This is a genomic window from Acidipila rosea, assembly GCF_004339725.1.
Lineage (GTDB): Bacteria > Acidobacteriota > Terriglobia > Terriglobales > Acidobacteriaceae > Acidipila > Acidipila rosea.
In genome coordinates this window covers 1,091,238-1,109,552 of record NZ_SMGK01000002.1, presented here as the reverse complement: position 1 = coordinate 1,109,552, position 18,315 = coordinate 1,091,238, and the positions used below count along the sequence as shown (strand labels likewise).

The window sequence follows — 18,315 nt, the reverse complement described above, 5'->3', positions numbered from 1 at the left end:
TGCGTCTCCGGTGCGGCACGAAGTAACATAAGGTCAAGAATCCCTCAGCATTGCCGGAGGAAGTTTGCTTTACTGGCTGCTCTACCAAAAGCTGTTCCCATATTTCAGACCCTTTCGCATCTTCCGGTACCTGACGTTCCGCACCGCCTTTGCCTCGCTCACGGCGCTGCTGATCGCGCTGCTCATCGGTCCCTATGTGATTGAGAAGCTGCGCGAGTTTCAGATCGGCCAATACATCCGCGAGGAGGGACCGAAGGCGCATCAGAAGAAGGCCGGTACCCCAACCATGGGCGGCGTGCTGATCTGTATCGCAATCCTGCTGCCCACGCTGCTTTGGTCCGATCTCTCTAACCCTTTTGTATGGATGGTGATGGGCTCTACGCTGGCCTTCGGCGCCATCGGATTTGCTGATGACTATATCAAGGTCATCCACAGGCGAAATCTTGGCCTCACGGCCCGGGCCAAGATGGGCCTGCAGATTCTGGTCAGCGGGGCCATTGCCATTTCCCTGGTGTACATGCAGACGCAGGGGAGCTATTCCACCCGATTGATGGTGCCGTTTCTGAAGCGGTTCCGCCCGGATCTGGCAATCAATGCGCTTGGGCATATTCCGCATCTCGGCCTGCTGGCCTTCGCGCCCTTTGTCATCTTTACGGTGCTGGTGATTGTCTTTTCGAGCAACGCAGTCAACCTCACGGATGGTCTCGATGGACTAGCCATCGGCTGCACTATCATCGCTGCAGGCGCGCTCGCGGTGCTCACCTACGTTAGCGGCCATGTCGTCTTCTCTGACTACCTTGAGCTGCAGCGGATGCCGCTGGTGGGCGAGCTGACGGTCTTCTGCGGCGCAATGGTGGGCGCGAGCATCGGCTTCCTCTGGTACAACGCGCATCCGGCGGAGGTCTTCATGGGCGATGTCGGCTCCTTGGCGCTGGGCGGAGCCATCGGTACGGTTGCAGTCGTCATCAAACAGGAACTGCTACTGCCCTTTATCGGCGGCATCTTCGTGCTGGAAGCAATGTCCGTGATCCTGCAGGTGGGCAGCTACAAGCTGCGCAAGAAGCGTATTTTCAAGATGGCTCCGCTGCATCATCACTTCGAACTGCTCGGCTGGTCGGAGTCAAAAGTTATTGCACGGTTCTGGATCGGCGCATTGGTGTTTGCACTTTTTGCTCTCACCACGTTGAAGTTGAGATAATCCGCCAGAAAAGCATGGGAGAATCGAAGGTCGGCATGGAATTCAAAGGTAAGAAAGTCCTGGTGGTAGGACTCGGCAAATCTGGCCGCGCAGCGGCGCTCTTTCTGCGCAGGCAGGGCGCGCAGGTCACTGTCTCTGACATTCGCAGCGCAGAGCAACTGGGCAAAGATATTCCGGCGCTGATTGAGGAAGGCATTTCGGTTGAGGCCGGCGGCCACGGTCTACTGACCTTCCGACGCCAGGATCTCATCGTGGTGAGTCCGGGCGTGCCGCTCGATACCCCGGAGCTGGTACAGGTGAAGAAGTTTGGCCTGCCCATCATTGGTGAACTGGAACTGGCCTCGCAGCTCCTCAAGGGAAAGATCCTCGCCATCACGGGCTCGAATGGCAAGACCACCACCACTACCCTCTGCGGTGAAATACTCCAGGCAGCCAAGCTCCCGGTGAACGTCGGGGGCAACATCGGTGTGCCGGTAATTGCGCTGGTGGAGGAAAGCCGCAGCGACGACTGGTCCGTGCTTGAGGTTTCGAGCTTTCAGCTGGAGACCGCCGATACCTTTCACCCGAATATTGCTGTCATCCTAAATATCACTCCCGATCATCTTGACCGGCACGGCAGCTTTGAAAACTATGCTGCTGCCAAGGAGCGCATCTTCGCGAATCAAACCGCGGAGGATTCGCTGGTGCTGAATGCTGACGATGATGCCGCCTCGCGCGCGGCTGTGCGGGCGAAGTCACGGATCTTCTGGTTCAGCCGTAAGCGTGCGGTGAGGCAGGGTGCTTTTGTCTACGAGGGCGCCGTCGTCTATCGCGCTTCCGAGCAGGCCGCGCCGGAGTTCATCCTGAAGCTCGACGAAATTCCTCTTAAGGGCGAGCACAATGTCGAGAACGTGCTGGCGGCAGTGTGCGCCGCGCGGCTCGCAGGCGTGCCAGCGGAGACGATTCGTGCGGCGGTCGCAGCATTCAAGGCTGTCGAGCATCGGCTGGAGTTTGTGGCGGAGATTGTTGGCATCAGCTATTACAACGATTCCAAGGCCACCAACGTCGATGCAGCGATGAAGGCGATTGCGTCCTTTCCGGGCGGGATTCACCTGATCCTGGGCGGCAAGGACAAGAATTCCGATTACAGCCTGCTGCGGCCCTTGCTGGAACAGCGCGTAAAGGCGGTCTACGCCATTGGCTCCGCAGCGGAGAAGATCACGTCACAGATACACGGCGTCGTTCAGGTGGTTTCCGCAGAGACGATGGAGCAGGCAGTTGCCCTGGCAGCCGATGCGGCTGATGCAGGAGACACGGTCCTGCTTGCGCCGGCATGTTCAAGCTTCGACCAGTTTGAGAACTATGAGCACCGCGGGCGCGTCTTCAAGGAACTCGTAATGGCGCGGCGGGAAGCAGGAGTATGGCAAAGCGCGTAGGCGTCGACAAGTGGCTCTTCGCGGTCACGCTGCTGCTGGTCTTCATCGGGCTGGCAATGGTCTTCAGCGCCTCGGCGGTGATGGCGAAAGAACGCTACGGATCGCCCTACACCTTTGTGATGAAACAGGCGATCTGGGCCGCCGTGGGGTTGGCTGTGATGACTGCGCTGATGCAGATCGACTACAGGAAATACAACCGCCCCAATGTGGTTTTTCCTGCGGTCGCCATCACTGTGCTCTGCCTGCTCGCGGCTTTCTTCATGCGCGACTCACATAACACCCACCGATGGATTCGCTTCAGTATCTTCTCCTTTCAGCCGTCGGAGATTGCGAAGCCTGCACTGGTTCTTTTTCTCGCCTGGTTTTTGCAGGATCGCATGGAGTCCATCGAGGACTGGCGCAATACGATTCTGCCTGCGGCTCTGCCCAGTCTGATTTTCATCGCCCTGATCCTTAAGGAGCCGGACCTTGGTACGGCCCTGGTCTGCGCCGGCGTGACTGCGCTGATGCTTTATCTCGCCGGAATGGAGATGAAGTATCTCGGTTACGCAGTGCTTGGCGCCGCGCCCATCCTTTACTTCCTGCTCTTCCGCGTGAAGTGGCGCCGCGACCGGCTGCTGGCCTTTATCAATCCTGAGTCGGACCCGCTCGGCAAGGGCTTTCACATCATCCAATCGCTGATCGCGGTGGGGACAGGCGGCATCCATGGTCTGGGATACATGGAAGGGCGGCAAAAGCTCTTTTACCTGCCGGAGCCACACACCGACTACATCTTCGCAAATATCTCGGAGGAGCTGGGCCTGATCGGCGCACTCCTCGTCGTCGGCTTATTCGTTGTGCTCGGCGTGCGCGGCATGCGCGCGGCCATGCTGTCGAAGGATCCCTTTGCGCGCTTTCTCGCCTTCGGGCTCACCTCGACGATTCTGATCCAGGCCTTCTTTAATATCAGCGTCGTGCTGGCGCTTGTGCCAACGAAGGGCATCACGCTGCCTTTCATCTCCTATGGGGGAACATCGCTTTTCATCATGCTGGCCTGTATCGGCGTGCTGCTGAACATCACGCGGGAGATTGAATAGTTGCGCGTTCTCATCGCCGGCGGTGGAACCGGCGGCCACATTATCCCGGCGCTTGCCATAGCCGATGAGCTGCGAAAGCGGCACGATGCGGAGGTCCGTTTTGTGGGCACATCCCGCGGCCTTGAATCGCGGCTTGTACCTCAGGCTGGTTATCCGCTGGACCTCATTCAGGTCGGACAATTGAAAAATGTGAGCCTGGCAACGCGGGCGCGCACCCTGTTGGATCTGCCGCTAAGCATTCTCCGCTGCAGGACTCTGCTGCGGGCTTTCCGTCCTCAGGTGGTGGTCGGCGTGGGTGGATATGCCTCCGGACCGGCCATGGCTGCTGCTATTCTCCTACGCATTCCTACTCTGGCTTTCGAGCCGAACGCGGCGCCGGGGCTGGCGAATCGGCTGGTCGGCAAATATGTTTCCGCTGCTGCGGTCAACTTTCCTCCCGCTGCGGCCTATTTCAGAAATGCGCATGTGACCGGAATTCCTGTTCGAGAAGAATTTTTCCATCTTCCCCCCAGACCTGCTGCCGCGCCGCCGCACCTGCTCGTCTTTGGTGGCAGTCAGGGTGCTCGGGTCTTCAATGAAATCATGCCGCGCATTGCTGCTGCTCTTCTAGAAGCTGTACCGGGACTGACGATCCTGCACCAGGCGGGCGCGCGTCATGCAGAAGCCACGCAGGCGGCCTACGTGGCCTCCGGGGCCGACCGCTCCCGCTGGCAGGTGAGCGCATTCCTCGACGACATGCCGCAGCGCTTCGCTGCCGCCGATCTGGTGCTGGCTCGTAGCGGCGCGAGCACAGTCGCAGAGCTGGCAGCAGCAGGGAAGCCATCTCTGCTCGTTCCATTCCCGCTGGCTGCGGACGATCACCAGTTGAGAAATGCGGAGGTGCCCGCTCAGGCTGGCGCCGCGCAACTGCTGGTTGAGAAAGATGTGACGGCAGAGGCGCTGCTGCGCAGTCTCTCCGGTTTGCTGGCGAGTCCGACTCATCTTCAAGCTATGTCTGACCACGCCCGGGCCCTGGCGCAACCCCAGGCCGCCTGCAGTATTGCTGAACTTATAACCGCACTTACGTAAGTAAGTACGGGTAGCTGCTGGTCATTAAAATTCATTGCATACAACGGTTTATTGAGCTATCGTACGTATTACTTTGGTGACGTCCACGCGTCTATTGAGACAGTCGAGAGCAGTCTCTCCATAGCGAACCCCCGGGACATCTTATGCAAGACCAATGGCTTGGAAAGTTCGATAAGGCCCCATGGTATGTAAGAGCTGGTCTGGGGCTTGTTTGTGCTCTTCTGATCTCTGCGTTAGCCATTCATTTTCCCGCCTATGAGCAAATGCCTTATACCCTCAGCTTTCCGGGGATTATTCTGGTTGCCTGGTTTCTCGGCATGTCGGGGGCGGTTGCCGCGTCGCTCACGAGCGCGCTGCTGATTGACTACTATCTTGAAATCCCTGTTCACGAACTGACACTCCTGCGCCCCGGACACTTGCTGCGCCTAACGAGTTTCCTGGCTGTGTCGATCATGTTCAGCTGGGTTATCCGACGGTTGTCGCGACATAGCGCCCAGATGATCAAGCAGGAAGCAGCGCTGCAGCTGGAAGCAGCCGAAGCAAAGCAGCACCTCGCGGAGGAGCGCGCCCGCACTCTCCAGATCGTCCAGGACAAGGAGGTCAGACTGCGGCTGGCGCTCGCCGCCGGGCGGGTCGGATTGTGGGATTGGGACCTGCGGACGGGTGAAATTATCTGGTCGGATCAGTTCTATGCGCTGCTGGGCCTCGTGCCCGGCTCCGTCGTTCCGACGGAAGAGTTGTGGCAGAGCTTCCTTCACCCTGACGATCAATCCCTTCTATGTCGACTTCACGGAGAGAAGAAGCACGAAGGTCATCCATACTCGACCGAGCATCGTGTCATTTGGCGCGATGGCAGTGAGCACTGGATAGAGATGCAGATACATTATGTCCAGGAGGCGGAGGGGAAACCGCGCCGTGCCTTTGGAGTCGCAACCGATATCACTCAGCGTCGGCTCGCACAGGCTTCCATGGTTCGTGCGGAGAAGCTGGCGGTAGCTGGACGAATGGCCGCGTCGGTAGCGCACGAAATCAACAATCCGCTGGAAGGCATGGCGAACCTGCTCTTTCTTGCCTCTGCCAGCAAAGACCTGAACCAGACGCATGAATATATAGAAGCGGCATTAAGACAGCTCATGCGCGTATCGAGCATTACGCGGCAGGCGCTCCGTTTTCACAGGCAGTCGGAGCACGCAAAGTCTGTCAGGTTATCCGAAGTTTTCGGCAATGTTCTGCTTCTATTCAAGCAGAAACTGCAAAGCTCTGGAATCACCGTGGATGAAAAGGTGAGCGGTGAGCCGGAGATACTCTGCCTTGCTTCAGATGTTGAGCAGGTGCTGGCAAGTCTGGTTTTGAATGCCATTGACGCTATGCCGAACGGAGGCAGGATCGCTGTCCGAATTTGCTCCGGCTCTGACTGGCGGGAGCCCCATAATCCCGGCGTTCGATTTACGCTGGCAGACTCCGGTTGCGGCATGGACCTCGCCACCCGAAGGCGTATCTATGAGCCTTTTTTCACCACCAAGTCCTCAACTGGAACCGGTCTCGGCTTGTGGGTGGCCGGGGAGATTGTCAATCGTATCGGTGGCGATCTCAGGGTTTGGAGCAGCACCTCTCCTCACTCCAGCGGCACAACCTTTTCGCTCTTTCTGCCATTCCAGACTACGGTCAGCAGCGACCGTCATGCCGCACCAGCAGTCGGTGCAACTGCAGGTGCAGACAGATAGCCTGTTCAGCCGCGGACTGTTTCAGACATTGCTGTCGCTGGGAGCGAGCTTCTGCGGTTGACTCGTATGAAGGACATCGATCACGCGCTGGTAGAGTCGCGTACGGGTTTCGATACGCTCCTGCGCGCGTGTAATGTAGCGCACAACTGCTTCCAGTCCGTCGCCTGCGGGACGCACATCGAGGCTGGGCGCGGCGGAGACATGGTTGGTGACGCTGTAGCTGTGCGCAGCATGCTGCCACTCCGCTTCTGCGAGGCGCGCGTTCTCCCTGGTTGCTTCTTCGACAGAGCGCAGAATCTCGCTGATCTTCTGCTGGGAGTCGAGTCCGGCAGGAACCGTAATATGCAGCTCATCCCACAGCCATTGGCCTGCGGTTGAAAAGTTGAAGAAGCGCCCCTCGATCGCATAGCCATTCATGAAGGCAACTCGCCGGCCGGTCAGGTGGCTCGAATCGGTCCAGTTGCCTGTCTCGAGCAGTACGGTGCGCATCAGTGTGATCTCCACCACCTCGCCGGTGACTCCGTTGATCTCAACCCAGTCACCAACCCGCATGCCGTTTCTGCCCATCAGAACAAACCATCCAAGAAAAGCAACAATGAAATCCTTCATGACCACGGCGAGCCCGGCGGTGAGCAGCCCGAGGATGGTCGACAGCTGGTGCGGAGGGCCAAACAGAACGATGAGAATGAGAAGCAAGGCAACAACCTGGAGCCCCAACCGCGACAGCACACGCAGATGGTTGCGCCGTCGGCGGTCGGCGATATGACGCTCAAGTAGCCCCAGGACAAAGCCATCGAAAAGGAGGACGATGAGGATGATGACAACAATGAACATGCTGACGCGGAAAATGCGTTGGAGCACCGTCCGTTGCTGCAGCCGAACCAGATCCTCCCAGTTGTCATAGTTCGCGGCAAGCTGCTGCAGATCGTGGCCGCGGCGATCGAGCGCCGCAATTGCCTTCCGGCTTTGCGCCATCTGGTGTAAACGATTCAGCCGATCAGGAGTTTCGCCTGCGCTGTTCTGCTCGCTGAGCGCATCGATTTCCCTGTCCAGCAAGTCGCGCTGTGCTGTCAGTTCCGAGAGATAGGCGAGAGCTGCGCTGCGGGCGGCGATCAGTTGACGGCTGCGGCTGCGCAACGAGCTCAATGCGCGTATCTTGCCGGCCATCGTTACCAGGCTTTCCGGCGATTCGAGCTGGGCTGTCGCGGTATTCAGCGGGATAGCGGCAGCCTTCTTTTCTACCGCTTCATGCTCGGCCAGCGCCTGCTCGATGCGCGCATGAGGGTCTCCTCCAGCGCGAATGAGATCCTGCTTCAAATCGTCGAGCTGGTCCTGATCGAGAGCGAGTTGCGCCTGGTCAATCGCCAGTTGCTGCACATTGTCCTGCGCCAGGACCTGCTGCTTCGGCGTCATCCGGGCGCTGGGCGTAGAGGCGGATTTCTGCAGCCCGGCGATGCGCTGCTGATCGTCGGCGATACGCGCGCTGAGAGTAACAATATGCTGGGAAATGGCGAGTGCTTCTCCGCTCAGCTTCGGCGTATCCTCAGCTGCTTCGCGCAGCGCGGCGTCAAAAGCCTGATCCACTTCATGATCGGCAAGGCGCAGGGCCTGCTCAGCATACTCACGCTCCTGAGGCGTTGCGGCCTGGGCAGCCAGGATGCGCGCCGTCTGCAGTGGCGTCTGATCCACAAGCCCGGTCGTATTGGGCAGCGACGGAGGCGCGTTATAGGCCAGTTCCGGGTCGCCGCCGCGCGTCATGACGACGCCGGCAAAAAGCAGCGAGAGCAGGAGCAGCAGGAGGACCACCGCTATCCGCCGGCTGAGTTGAAAGGGAGTGACATTCATGGGGAAACTCGTATCGAGAGTAGCATCATGACTGCATGCCGGATGGCTCAATCACGCTTGCTGTTGCCTAGCTGCCACGCCTTCGCGTATTTCCAGCTCACATAGGTGGAGTGGTAGAGATGAAGCAGGAGGCCCTCCCGCCCGTCGAGGAATCCCAGCCTGAGGCCGTAGTTATAGATAAAGGTAGCCGCCGGGTTGAGTACGGTATTCCCCAGAAACGAAAGGAGGCCTTGACCACTGGAGCCTCGGATGTGGGCAGCACCCGCTCCCAGCGTGCTGTAGCGATTCATGTGTTCGAGATAGCCTTCGAGGTCAGGATAGGCGTGGTGAATCAGGTCGCCCTTCAACTGACCGCACGGCCCGGAATAGCTCACCGTCTCATGCACGACTCGCTCTTCAAACCGCGCTGCGCCGCGCTCGAAGAGGCGCAGCTTCCGGTCAGGATAGTAGCCGCCATGGCGCATCCAGCGGCCAAGAAACAGGTTTCTGCGCGGCAGGGAATAAGCCTTGTACTCCGGTTCTTCTGACAGGAGCGCCTGGATCTCACGCTGCAGCTCAGGGCTTACCTCTTCATCGGCATCGAGAGAGAGCAGCCAGTCACCGGAGCACTGGGCAAGCGCGAAGTTCTTCTGCACGCCAAAGCCACGCCATGCCTCCTCATAGATCGTTGCGTTATGATCGCGGGCAATTGCAAGCGTGGCGTCCGTGGAGCCTGAGTCTGCCAGCACCACTTCATCGGCCCAGGAAACGCTCCTCAGCGTGCGGGCAAGGTTTGCCTCTTCATTCCGAGTGATGATGGCGACTGACAGCGTCTTACGCATCCGCTAGTGTCCTGAGCGTTCCATAGCCTGCCTGCCAGTCCTCGTCGCGCCGTGGCCCCGCATTGTCTAATCGAGGGTGACGGAGTTTGTGCCGAAATACTGATTGATCAGGCGCGCCACCAGCGGCTTGAGCGCTGTGCCATCCTTGAGCAGCACGAAGTCCGATGCGCTATCCACCCAATCCAGCTTGAAGCTGGTTGAGAGTGCGGAAATCCAGATCTGCCGAGCTGCAGCGTTGGGCGTGATGACATATTTTGCCGGGGGAGCCTCAAAGACGATGTTGAGCACTCCGCCATTTTCCTCGGCCTCAAAGAGTCCATTCTCCTCAGCCTTGATGAGGCTGCGCTTCAGCGCTTCGATGGAATCATCTGCATGTTTGCGGAATTCTGTCTCATCCAACATGTTTTCAGTGTAGCAATTAGCATCGACATAGTTAGCATGCGAATTTACCGGTTCCTGTCCCCGCTCCTTCTCCTTGTCATCCTCCTGCTGGCGTCGCCCCTTCCCATTTTGGCCGCACCGCCTGTCTCAGCGCAGCAACTGGTCAAGGAGATGGTCTATAACGAGCTGCAGGATCGCGAGCATGACAGCTTCTGGAGCTACCGGGTCGTCAGGACGACTCCGGAGCAGACCATCGTCGCCTGCCAGGTCGAAACGGGTAACGGCCCACTCTATCGCATTCTCAGCAGAAATGGCGTTACCCTCGCCGGGGAACAGCTTGCGCAGGAGAACGCCCGCCTCGATAAGCTCTTTGGCAGTCCCTCGGCGCTCGCTCACAACCGCGCGCAGCACCGGGATGACGAGCAGCGCCTGCAACGCCTGATGAAGCTCATGCCGGATGCTTTTCTCTATGACTACGAAGGCGCATCCGATGAGCCGGCGATCAGGATAAGTTTCCGTCCTAATCCGGCCTTTGTCCCGCAGACATGGGAAGCCCGCGTCTACCACGGCCTCGCCGGCACCGTGCTGGTCGATCGCCGCTATAAGCGGCTGATCGATATCAATGGGAAGCTGGTTGACCGGATCGACTTCGGCTACGGCATCCTGGGACACATTGAGAAAGGCGGCACGTTTGAGGTGCGCCGCGAAAAGGTCACTGAAACCCACTGGAAGACATCCCTGGTCAACATCCAGGTCGACGGCAGGGTTATCCTCTTCAAAACGGTAAGCAAGCAACAGCGCGAGGAGCGGTCCGGTTTCCTGCCTGTGCCCACGGACATCAGTCTGGAACGCACCCGCCAGATCCTCGATCAGGCCCTTACCTCCGGCTCAGCCTGCTTCGCCCAAGGGGGAAGCCCAGTACATAAGTAATACCTCCTCCTCTTAAAAATTAGAACCTTGTAAAACCGTTTAGCTCTGAAAAAGACAACTTCCTCCATCCGGAGACCGGCATTCCCCTGTTTTTTCTGCAGCAATTTAAAAAAGGTTGACAGTTGTCATGCCGGTACGATATCTATCTTTTCGCGTTGAAACGATTTAGCTGTCCTAGAAAATCAATTTGCTGCACATGCGACCCGTGGCAGGCTGCAACGGGCAAGGATTGTTTCTAAATAGCTGGATGAAGAAGTTCAGCGCGTGGTTGAGCACTTTTGAGGAGGCTGTATGGCAGGTACAAGGAAACGGCGGCAGAATTCTGTCTTGAATTGGCCGCTTTCCACACGCAACCATGGCGAATCGTCCATCGTTGCCAAACGGAGCTGGTATGCGATGGCGTTTTTCGCCCTCGCCGCACTGCTCTTCTGGACGCCCGCAATCCAAGCACAAACATCCGCGGTTCTTTCCGGTTCAGTCGTGGACTCGTCCGGAAGCGTCATTCCGAATGCGAATGTCGTGCTCGAAAACAATGCAACTCACGAGCGCCGCTCCACCGTCAGCAACGATACGGGTACATTCACTCTGCCGGCCATTTTGCCAGGCACCTACACCATCAACATCACGGCCAAGGGCTTTAAAGGCTTCCAGCAGGGCGGCATCACCCTGGACGCCGGTGATATCCGCAGGCTTACCCCCTCGACGCTCGACATAGGCAGCGCAAGCGAGACGGTTACTGTTCAGGAGAACACGCAGATCGTGCCCCTCGACAGTGGCCAGCGCGCAGCCATCCTCGACTCGAAGGACATTGAAAACCTCGCTCTCGGAAGCCGCGATCTTTCGGAACTCCTAAAGGTTCTGCCGGGTGTTACGACCAGCCCGAACGGACTTAGCAACGGCCCTGCGTTCAACTTTACGCAGGTGGGTGCGGCGGGCAGCGCAGTGGGCAACGGACTCGTTGCCAATGGCGCTCCTAACCGCGGTGGCACCAGCCAGCTCGCTGACGGTGTCGATGTTGACGATCCAGGCTGCAATTGCAACTCGATTGCGGTTATGAACCCCGACATGACGCAGGAAGTCAGTGTCCAGACCTCGAACTTCGGGGCAGATGCTCCTTACGGCCCGGTAGTTATCAGCTCTATCAGCAAGTCGGGATCGACGAAGTATCATGGCGAGGGCTACTTCTATGCCCGCAACGATGTCTTAAACGCGAATGACTGGGTCAGCAATCACCAGGGCATCGCCAAGGGCTCGGCTCATTACTACTATCCGGGCGGCAACATCGGAGGCCCGGTTCCGAAGACGAAGGACAAGCTGCTCTTCTGGTTCGGCTACGAGCGCTTCCTCCAGAACACCGGCAACTCCAACTCGCTGTCCTCGTTTATTCCCACCCCGGATATGATGGCGGGTAATTTCACCCCAACCTCCGCCAACTCGGCGTTCTGCCTTGGCGCAGGAAACATCAACTCAACCCAGACGAACGGTTGTAATGATTTGACCGGTACCGTGCTGCCCGACGGCAGTGTGGTCGGCCAGGGAAATCGCCCTGCCGGCATCATTCCAGCGCAGTTTATCGATCCAGGCTCAAAGGCTCTGTCCGCCTTCTGGCCGACAGCAAATGCCAACCCGGCAACCACGCCCGGTAATTTCAACTACTTCCAGATCATCCCCGGTATTCACGATGGCTGGATCTATCGTGCACGTGTCGATTACAACCTCAGCGATCAGACCAAGTTCTACGTTTCCTACCAGCAGGGCTATGACAAGCAGCTATCCCAGGGCAACGGCGCACATATCTACTGGACGCCGGGCAATTCTATTCCCTACCCCGGGGGCGGCCTCTATAGCACTTCATATACGAAGGCGATCTCCGGTCACTTCATCCACACCTTCACTCCGACGCTTACCAACGAGCTGATTGCCAGCTGGGGCTTTGGCAACTTCCCGGTTGGTCCTTCCGATCCGGCAGGCGCGTATCGCTCGACCCTCGGTTACCCAAACTACGGCACGGTGTTCAACGCCGGTTCGAAGCTGATCCCGTCGTATAACACGGGTGGTTTTGAAACCTTCCCTGACTTCTCACAGCAGGATATCTTCGAGAATGGCAACGGCACCTACCTGGTACGTAAGGAAATGCCCGCCTTCGCTGATAACCTGACCAAGGTCTGGGGCGCTCACACCATCAAGATTGGTGCGTTTACTGAAAACGTCGGCAATATTCAGGGTGCCGGCACTTCCAAGAATGGCAGCTTCAACAGCTTCAGCTTCGGTGGAACGCTCACGCCCAACATCATCACCGGCCAGAGCGTCGGTTCGCCGAACAACCCCACCGCCAACTTCGTGATGGGTCTCTCGACGAGCTACTCGGAACAGAACTCCTCACCTGTAAGCAATATGGCCTACCAGATCTTCGCCGGTTATGTAGACGATCTCTGGAAAGCCAGCAATCACCTCACGGTTGAACTTGGTGTTCGTATCGATCACCAGGGCCACTGGTATGACCGCAACAAGAACGGTATGGCTGTCTTCCTTCCGGATCGGGTCACTTCCGACTTCGCGGCTGGCAAGCTCAACCCCGGCATCTACTACCACGGCAACGACCCTGGAATTCCCAACAGCGGTATGCCTGACCGCTTCGCATATCTCGATCCCCGCTTCGGTATCTCTTACGACGTATTTGGTACCGGCAGGACCATGGTTCGCGGCGGCTGGGGCATCTACCGCTTCTCTGACCAGTACAACGACTACACCGGTGCTCTGACCACCGCACAGGGAATTCTCGGTTACAGCCTGCCGGGAAGCTCCAGTGTCTTCCTCAATCAGTTGAGCCAGATCACCGCTCCAACTGCCGTGCAGAAGACATGCTGCAATGGCGCAGTCAATGCCCTGGATGCAACCAACTTCCAGATTCCGATGACCACCTCGTGGAACATGACGATCTCGCAGCAGCTGCCCTGGCAGACACTGCTTGAAGTGGCCTACGTTGGCAACGACAGCGAAAACCTGCCCGTGGGTGGCGAGGCCCTCTCCGGCGGCGGTTTCCCGGAATATACAAACGTCAATAAGATCCCGGTTGGAGCATTCTTCAAGCCGGATCCGATCACCGGTGTCACTGCCGCCAATCCGGAGAATGTAACTTCCTCCGGCAACAAGACAGCTGATTACCGCCCCTATGGTCTGGAGTACGGCGACAATACCGTCGACGTTCTCAGCACAGCGGGTTATTCCAACTACAACGGCCTGCAGATCAGCTGGGTCAAGAGAGGCACGGTCGCGAACTTCGATGCGAACTATACCTGGTCGAAGACGCTCTCAACCTCGCTGAACGAAAACCCGTTCAACATCCGCGATAACTATGGCGTCAGCCCCTATAGCCGCGCCCATGTTGTCAACCTTTCCGGTTCCTACACCTTCCTGAACGTCTACCACGGTGATATGAAGCTCGTTCGCGGCGCAGCCAATGGCTGGACGATCTCCAACATCACCACCTGGCAGGCCGGCGGAAACATCCAGGCGCTGAACAACGCGAACTTTGGCATGACTCTGCAGTACACCGGCAATCGCCCTGCCGGAGTAGGCACCGGACTCAGCCAGGCAACCTACTATGGTACGAACGAGCCAATCACGATTCAGCCGCTCGTAACATGCAACCCCGGCTCAGGAACAGGCTCCAATCAGCGGATCAAGTACTCCTGCTTCACCCCGCCACCGATTGGCACCTATGGTCCGAGAAACTACTCCTACACCAGCGCTTCGTACTTCGACAGCGATATGGCGCTCTACAAGTCCTTCCATGTTGTCGGCGATCAGGCAGTGCAGTTCCGCCTCTCGGCCTTCAACTTCATCAATCACCCGCTGCCGCAGTACAGCGGCGGCAGCCAGCTGACCTTGCACTACAACACGGTCTACGGCTCCAATGCCTTCACGCCGAGTGCAAGTCAGTACCCGAAGGGCGATCCGAACCAGTTCGGCGTCCTCGACACCAAGTCGGGTAATCCCAACCAGCGCGTGCTTGAACTGGCGATCAAATACCTGTTCTAGTTCCGCTCGGCAGCGGGAAGTCTCCTATCCAGACTTCCCGCATCTTCAAAACCGGGTGTGCATGGCAGCATCTCAGCCCGCACACCCGGTTTCTTTTTCTAATCCGGAGCAGATATGCTTCGACTTAGCCCCTCAGTTCCGCAGAAGCTACCGAATGAAGCCATCCGTACGAATCTCCGCAGTCGTTCTCGCCGCCCTTGCCGCTGGCCCGCTTTTTGTTGAAGCGCAGCAGCTCAACCGCCCGGTGGATGCAGCGCAGTCCGTGTTGCAGAAGCATTACGATGCAGCTCAGCACTACCAGCAGGCCGGCAACATGGCGCAGGCCGCCCGTCAGTACCGCCTCTTCATTGCCGATGCTCTCTTTGAGCTTGCCCTCGGACGAGCACGGCTGGACGACTACAACAAGGCTGCGCCGCTCTTCGATGAGGCTTTGAGGCTGGCGCCCAATTCGCCTGCGCTTCGCATCGAGTATGCCCAGGCTGCGCTCTCTTACGGCGATTATGCCCGCGCCAAGTCCTTGTCCGAGGGCGTTCTCCACGATTACGCGAACGACAACAAGGCCGTCGCCAAAGCTCATCTCATCCTCGGCCGCACCTTGCTGAAGATGAACAAAGACCAGGAAGCAAGGGAGCAACTCGAGTCCGCAGTGGCGCTCAATCCCGATTTCGAAAACGGATATACCCTGGCTGTCGCCTGCCTGGATCTTGAAGACCAGAAGTGCGCCGCTAAAGTCTTTTCCGAGATGCAGGCCTCGTTCGGGGATACCGCTGCACTTCACATGGAGTTCGGTCAGGCCTATGGCCAGTCAGATTTTCAGGCGAACGCTGTTGCTGAATTCAAGCAGGCCATCGCCGAGAATCCAAGGCTGCCCGGCGCGCACTATTCCCTTGCGGCTGCCTATCTTTCCAGCCCGGAAGATAACAAGGTGGAAGATGCTGTCGCCGAGTTGAAGCAGGAGCTGACTGTTTCGCCGAATGATTATCTGACCTATGCCGCGCTCGGACATGTGGCAGAGAAGCAGCATAAGTACGGCGAAGCAGAAACGTATCTGAAGCGCGCCATCGCACTCAACCCGCACAATCCTGATGCGTATCTCTACCTTGGCCAGCTCTATACCGATATGAATCGCCCGGTAGATGCAGAGCCAGCTCTTCGTTCGGCCATACGATATACCACGGACCCTTCACGCAATCGCTACCAGGTGCAGAAGGCCCACTTCCTCCTGGGGCGGCTGCTGATGCAGTCGGGTCACCCAGATGAGGCGCATACGGAGATGCAGGCGGCGAAGGCGCTCACCCAGCAGGGGCTCTCGCGCGACCAGAACCGGCTCTCGGAGTATCTCTCGAAACCGGATCAGGCAGCCGGGGGAAATGGACCAGCGCAGATGCGGCCTGCTGCTCCTGCAGACAGTGAAGATGCAGCAGCCGCGCAGAAGGTGGATGCATACGAGAAGCAGCTCACACCAGCCGTTGCAGACAGCTATAACAACCTTGGAGCTATCGCAGCGAGTGAGAAGGATTATGCTGGTGCGCTTACCGACTTCAAGCGTGCCGCCGAGTGGAGCCCCTCGCTTGAAGGACTCGACTACAACTGGGGCCGCGCAGCGTTCTCTGCCGGACAATATGCCGAGGCGGTCGGTCCACTCACGCGTTATCTTGTCGCTCATCCTGCGGACAAAGGCATCCGATCCGCTCTGGGAGTCAGCCAGTTTATGGCAGGCGATTACGCCCAGACGGTTGCGACTCTGCAGCAGATCGACCCGCAGGCCGATGGCGTGGCGCAGCTGGCTTATGTGTACGCCGCTTCGCTCGTGAAGACGGGAAAAGTGGACGAAGGGATTGCGAGATTGCTTCAGCTCGAAAAGAAAGATCCCTCTGTCGCCGATATCCATCGTGCATTGGGTGAAGCCTACCTACTCAAAAAGGATCAGCCGAAAGCCGTGGAAGAGCTCACGATGGCTGCGAAACTCAATCCGTCGGATGAGCAGGCGAAAAATGATCTCGTCAAGCTAAAGAAGCAGAATCCTTAGTAGCTCTTATACGCCGGGTTAAACCTGGGCCGAGGCATTGTGTGCAGGAATGCCGCAACGTCAAAAGCGTCTTGCGCTGTCAGTGTACCCGGATGGTTCTGCGGCATGTTGTGGAGCAGGAAGGCGGCTGTCTTCTGCGGATTATTCATGCCCGCACCATCGTTGTAGGACCCCGGCCCCCACACAGGCGGCAGCACCGGAGGAACGCCTGCACCATCCACTCCATGGCAGCCGGCGCACTGGGTTGCGTAGACAGTTTTTCCTTTTACCGGATCGCCAGTTAGTTCCGATACCTTGACGAAGCCGCGGCCTTTGTAAGGCTTGCCCTTGACTCCATTCCGCGAAAGCCAGTCAACGTAGGCGGTGAGCGCCTTCATCTCCCGGCTGTCCATCGGCAGCGGGCGTCCGTTTTCGCTGCGCACGAAGCACTCCTGGAAGCGCTCCTGCATTGAGATCACGCGTCCCGCGCGCTTGTTGTACATGGGGAAGATGTTCGCCATGTCGATCATGGGTGCAGCATAGGCTGCCGTTCCGCTCTGGACATGGCAATCGCTGCAGGAGAGTCGATTGCCGACATAGGCGCTCGCATACTTCGGCGTCTCATCGAAGATGAGTTTGCCAAGTCGTATCTGTTGCCCCGCGCTTCCTGAGGGCATCTCCATTGCCTGATAGTGTGACTGGTTGCCGCTGGGTGGCGGCAGCGTTTCAGGCTGCGGGCCGGAACAGCCTGCAACTACTCCGAGCAGCACCAACAACGTAGTGCAGACGCTCACTCTTCTGTAGTTGCCAGACTGCATCATGCGCTCCATTTACTTCGTCCCGGCTTCGATCGATCTGAAGCCGAACTGGTGGTAGATCCCCTGCGCCTCGGGAGTTTTCAGGTATGCCAGCCATTGCTCGGCGGCCTGCGGGTGGGGCGCGTCGACCATTACTCCCCCCGCGTAGATTGCAGTGCTGTTCTGGCTGTCGGGAATCTCGACGCCGGTGATAGGGTTGCCGATCTTTTTCTGAAATTGCACCTCAGAGGCCCAGGTGACGCCTGCATCCGCTTTGCCCTGCATAATTCGCATCGGCGTTTGACGATGGTGAATCTCGGTAAGCACCGTGCTCCCGCTTTCCACCTTCGCCTGGTAGACCTGCTGATAGAGCGCATCGCCTCCCGCTTTGCGAAGAGCAGCAGCAATCTGGTTGGCAACGCCCTCCCACTGCGGATTCGGCATCGATAGCCTCAGATCAGGCCGCGCCAGATCATTGAGCGAGGTAATGTGTTTGGGATTATCGGCCGGAACCATGATCTCGAGCGTGTTGGTTGCGTACTCGGTCACATTCCTGACCTGCTTCTGCTGCTCCATCGCGTGGAGCACTCGCGCTCCTGCTTCGTAGACGTCGGGCCTCACCTGTAGAGTTAGGTTGCCCAGCGTGAGCGTGTCGTTCGCAGCAATCTGCCTGCGAAGAATACCCGGAGGCAGCGTCTCGTAATAGATGTGGCCCGCGAGTTCCGGATGGAGCTTTACAAAGCCCTCTACCAGCTGCGGAAGCACGAAGAACTGGTTGCCGCCGATGAAGAGCACCAGCCTCGCATCCGCTGGATTACCGTGTAGATCTGGGACGTTGTCTACATCCGGTACTTGAAACTCATACCCTTTGCTGGCGGCCGGATTGTTCGCGCCCTTGCTCCAGGGCGGGGTGGCCTGGAGCTTGTTCTGCGAATAAAGTGGGCTCATGAGAGTAGCTCCAAGCAGGGGGATCAACAGCTTTTTCAACTTCATTCTTTCTTTCCTTCCCGC

Annotated in this window: 13 protein-coding genes; 8 read left to right on the top strand and 5 right to left on the bottom strand. The window is 58.1% G+C overall.

Annotation, left to right across the window (positions count from 1 at the left end; all coding sequences use genetic code 11):
• The first annotated feature begins 64 nt into the window (after positions 1–64).
• From mraY to C7378_RS09715, 5 genes are all read left to right on the top strand, one after another.
• Complete coding sequence (mraY, locus tag C7378_RS09735) at positions 65–1,198, top strand: phospho-N-acetylmuramoyl-pentapeptide-transferase (protein WP_131995328.1); 1,134 nt, start codon at positions 65–67, stop codon at positions 1,196–1,198.
• Between the two features lie 35 nt (positions 1,199–1,233).
• Positions 1,234–2,613, top strand: coding sequence for a UDP-N-acetylmuramoyl-L-alanine--D-glutamate ligase (murD, locus tag C7378_RS09730; protein ID WP_131995748.1), 1,380 nt, complete (start codon positions 1,234–1,236; stop codon positions 2,611–2,613).
• Complete coding sequence (ftsW, locus tag C7378_RS09725; protein ID WP_131995325.1) at positions 2,598–3,689, top strand: putative lipid II flippase FtsW; 1,092 nt, start codon at positions 2,598–2,600, stop codon at positions 3,687–3,689. Before murD ends, ftsW begins: the two co-directional genes overlap by 16 nt.
• Positions 3,690–4,757, top strand: a complete 1,068-nt coding sequence (gene murG, locus C7378_RS09720; protein WP_131995322.1) for an undecaprenyldiphospho-muramoylpentapeptide beta-N-acetylglucosaminyltransferase — start codon at positions 3,690–3,692, stop codon at positions 4,755–4,757.
• 143 nt (positions 4,758–4,900) lie between these two features.
• On the top strand, positions 4,901–6,481 hold the full coding sequence (locus C7378_RS09715; RefSeq protein ID WP_131995319.1) for an ATP-binding protein: 1,581 nt from the start codon (positions 4,901–4,903) through the stop codon (positions 6,479–6,481).
• Between the two features lie 21 nt (positions 6,482–6,502).
• On the opposite strand, the gene C7378_RS09710 is transcribed toward C7378_RS09715, so the two are convergent.
• The 3 genes from C7378_RS09710 to cyaY form a co-directional block, all read right to left on the bottom strand.
• Positions 6,503–8,326: a mechanosensitive ion channel domain-containing protein gene (locus tag C7378_RS09710; RefSeq protein WP_131995316.1), complete on the bottom strand. Its 1,824-nt coding sequence runs from the start codon at positions 8,324–8,326 to the stop codon at positions 6,503–6,505.
• Between the two features lie 47 nt (positions 8,327–8,373).
• Complete coding sequence (locus C7378_RS09705) at positions 8,374–9,147, bottom strand: glycosyltransferase family 2 protein (protein ID WP_131995313.1); 774 nt, start codon at positions 9,145–9,147, stop codon at positions 8,374–8,376.
• Between the two features lie 66 nt (positions 9,148–9,213).
• Positions 9,214–9,549 carry an iron donor protein CyaY gene (gene cyaY / locus C7378_RS09700; protein WP_131995310.1) on the bottom strand — a complete coding sequence of 112 codons (336 nt, stop codon included), beginning with the start codon at positions 9,547–9,549 and terminating at the stop codon, positions 9,214–9,216.
• Positions 9,550–9,585: 36 nt separating this feature from the next.
• Between cyaY and C7378_RS09695 the strand changes: the two genes are divergently transcribed.
• The 3 genes from C7378_RS09695 to C7378_RS09685 all read left to right on the top strand — a co-directional run bounded on the left by C7378_RS09695 (position 9,586) and on the right by C7378_RS09685 (position 16,528).
• Positions 9,586–10,458 carry a hypothetical protein gene (locus C7378_RS09695; RefSeq protein ID WP_131995307.1) on the top strand — a complete coding sequence of 291 codons (873 nt, stop codon included), beginning with the start codon at positions 9,586–9,588 and terminating at the stop codon, positions 10,456–10,458.
• A gap of 327 nt (positions 10,459–10,785) precedes the next feature.
• Positions 10,786–14,499: an outer membrane beta-barrel protein gene (locus tag C7378_RS09690; RefSeq protein WP_243648165.1), complete on the top strand. Its 3,714-nt coding sequence runs from the start codon at positions 10,786–10,788 to the stop codon at positions 14,497–14,499.
• Between the two features lie 154 nt (positions 14,500–14,653).
• Complete coding sequence (locus tag C7378_RS09685; protein ID WP_165876730.1) at positions 14,654–16,528, top strand: tetratricopeptide repeat protein; 1,875 nt, start codon at positions 14,654–14,656, stop codon at positions 16,526–16,528.
• Here the strand turns inward: C7378_RS09685 and C7378_RS09680 are convergent.
• Entirely contained in the window at positions 16,525–17,328 is an 804-nt protein-coding gene (locus C7378_RS09680) for a c-type cytochrome (RefSeq protein ID WP_165876729.1), read from the bottom strand. The two genes, C7378_RS09685 and C7378_RS09680, sit on opposite strands and share 4 nt — an antisense overlap.
• Before the next feature lie 9 nt (positions 17,329–17,337).
• Positions 17,338–18,297: a substrate-binding domain-containing protein gene (locus tag C7378_RS09675; protein ID WP_131995298.1), complete on the bottom strand. Its 960-nt coding sequence runs from the start codon at positions 18,295–18,297 to the stop codon at positions 17,338–17,340.
• Between the last annotated feature and the right edge of the window lie 18 nt (positions 18,298–18,315).

What these genes read in the sequence shown, in the direction of transcription:
- murD (WP_131995748.1), top strand. Translation starts at nt 1,234, where the DNA reads ATGGAATTCAAAGGTAAGAAAGTCCTGGTGGTAGGACTCGGCAAATCT.
- ftsW (WP_131995325.1), top strand. Translation starts at nt 2,598, where the DNA reads ATGGCAAAGCGCGTAGGCGTCGACAAGTGGCTCTTCGCGGTCACGCTG.
- C7378_RS09715 (WP_131995319.1), top strand. Translation starts at nt 4,901, where the DNA reads ATGCAAGACCAATGGCTTGGAAAGTTCGATAAGGCCCCATGGTATGTA.
- C7378_RS09710 (WP_131995316.1), bottom strand. Translation starts at nt 8,326, where the DNA reads ATGAATGTCACTCCCTTTCAACTCAGCCGGCGGATAGCGGTGGTCCTC.
- C7378_RS09705 (WP_131995313.1), bottom strand. Translation starts at nt 9,147, where the DNA reads ATGCGTAAGACGCTGTCAGTCGCCATCATCACTCGGAATGAAGAGGCA.
- cyaY (WP_131995310.1), bottom strand. Translation starts at nt 9,549, where the DNA reads ATGTTGGATGAGACAGAATTCCGCAAACATGCAGATGATTCCATCGAA.
- C7378_RS09695 (WP_131995307.1), top strand. Translation starts at nt 9,586, where the DNA reads ATGCGAATTTACCGGTTCCTGTCCCCGCTCCTTCTCCTTGTCATCCTC.
- C7378_RS09685 (WP_165876730.1), top strand. Translation starts at nt 14,654, where the DNA reads ATGAAGCCATCCGTACGAATCTCCGCAGTCGTTCTCGCCGCCCTTGCC.
- C7378_RS09680 (WP_165876729.1), bottom strand. Translation starts at nt 17,328, where the DNA reads ATGATGCAGTCTGGCAACTACAGAAGAGTGAGCGTCTGCACTACGTTG.
- C7378_RS09675 (WP_131995298.1), bottom strand. Translation starts at nt 18,297, where the DNA reads ATGAAGTTGAAAAAGCTGTTGATCCCCCTGCTTGGAGCTACTCTCATG.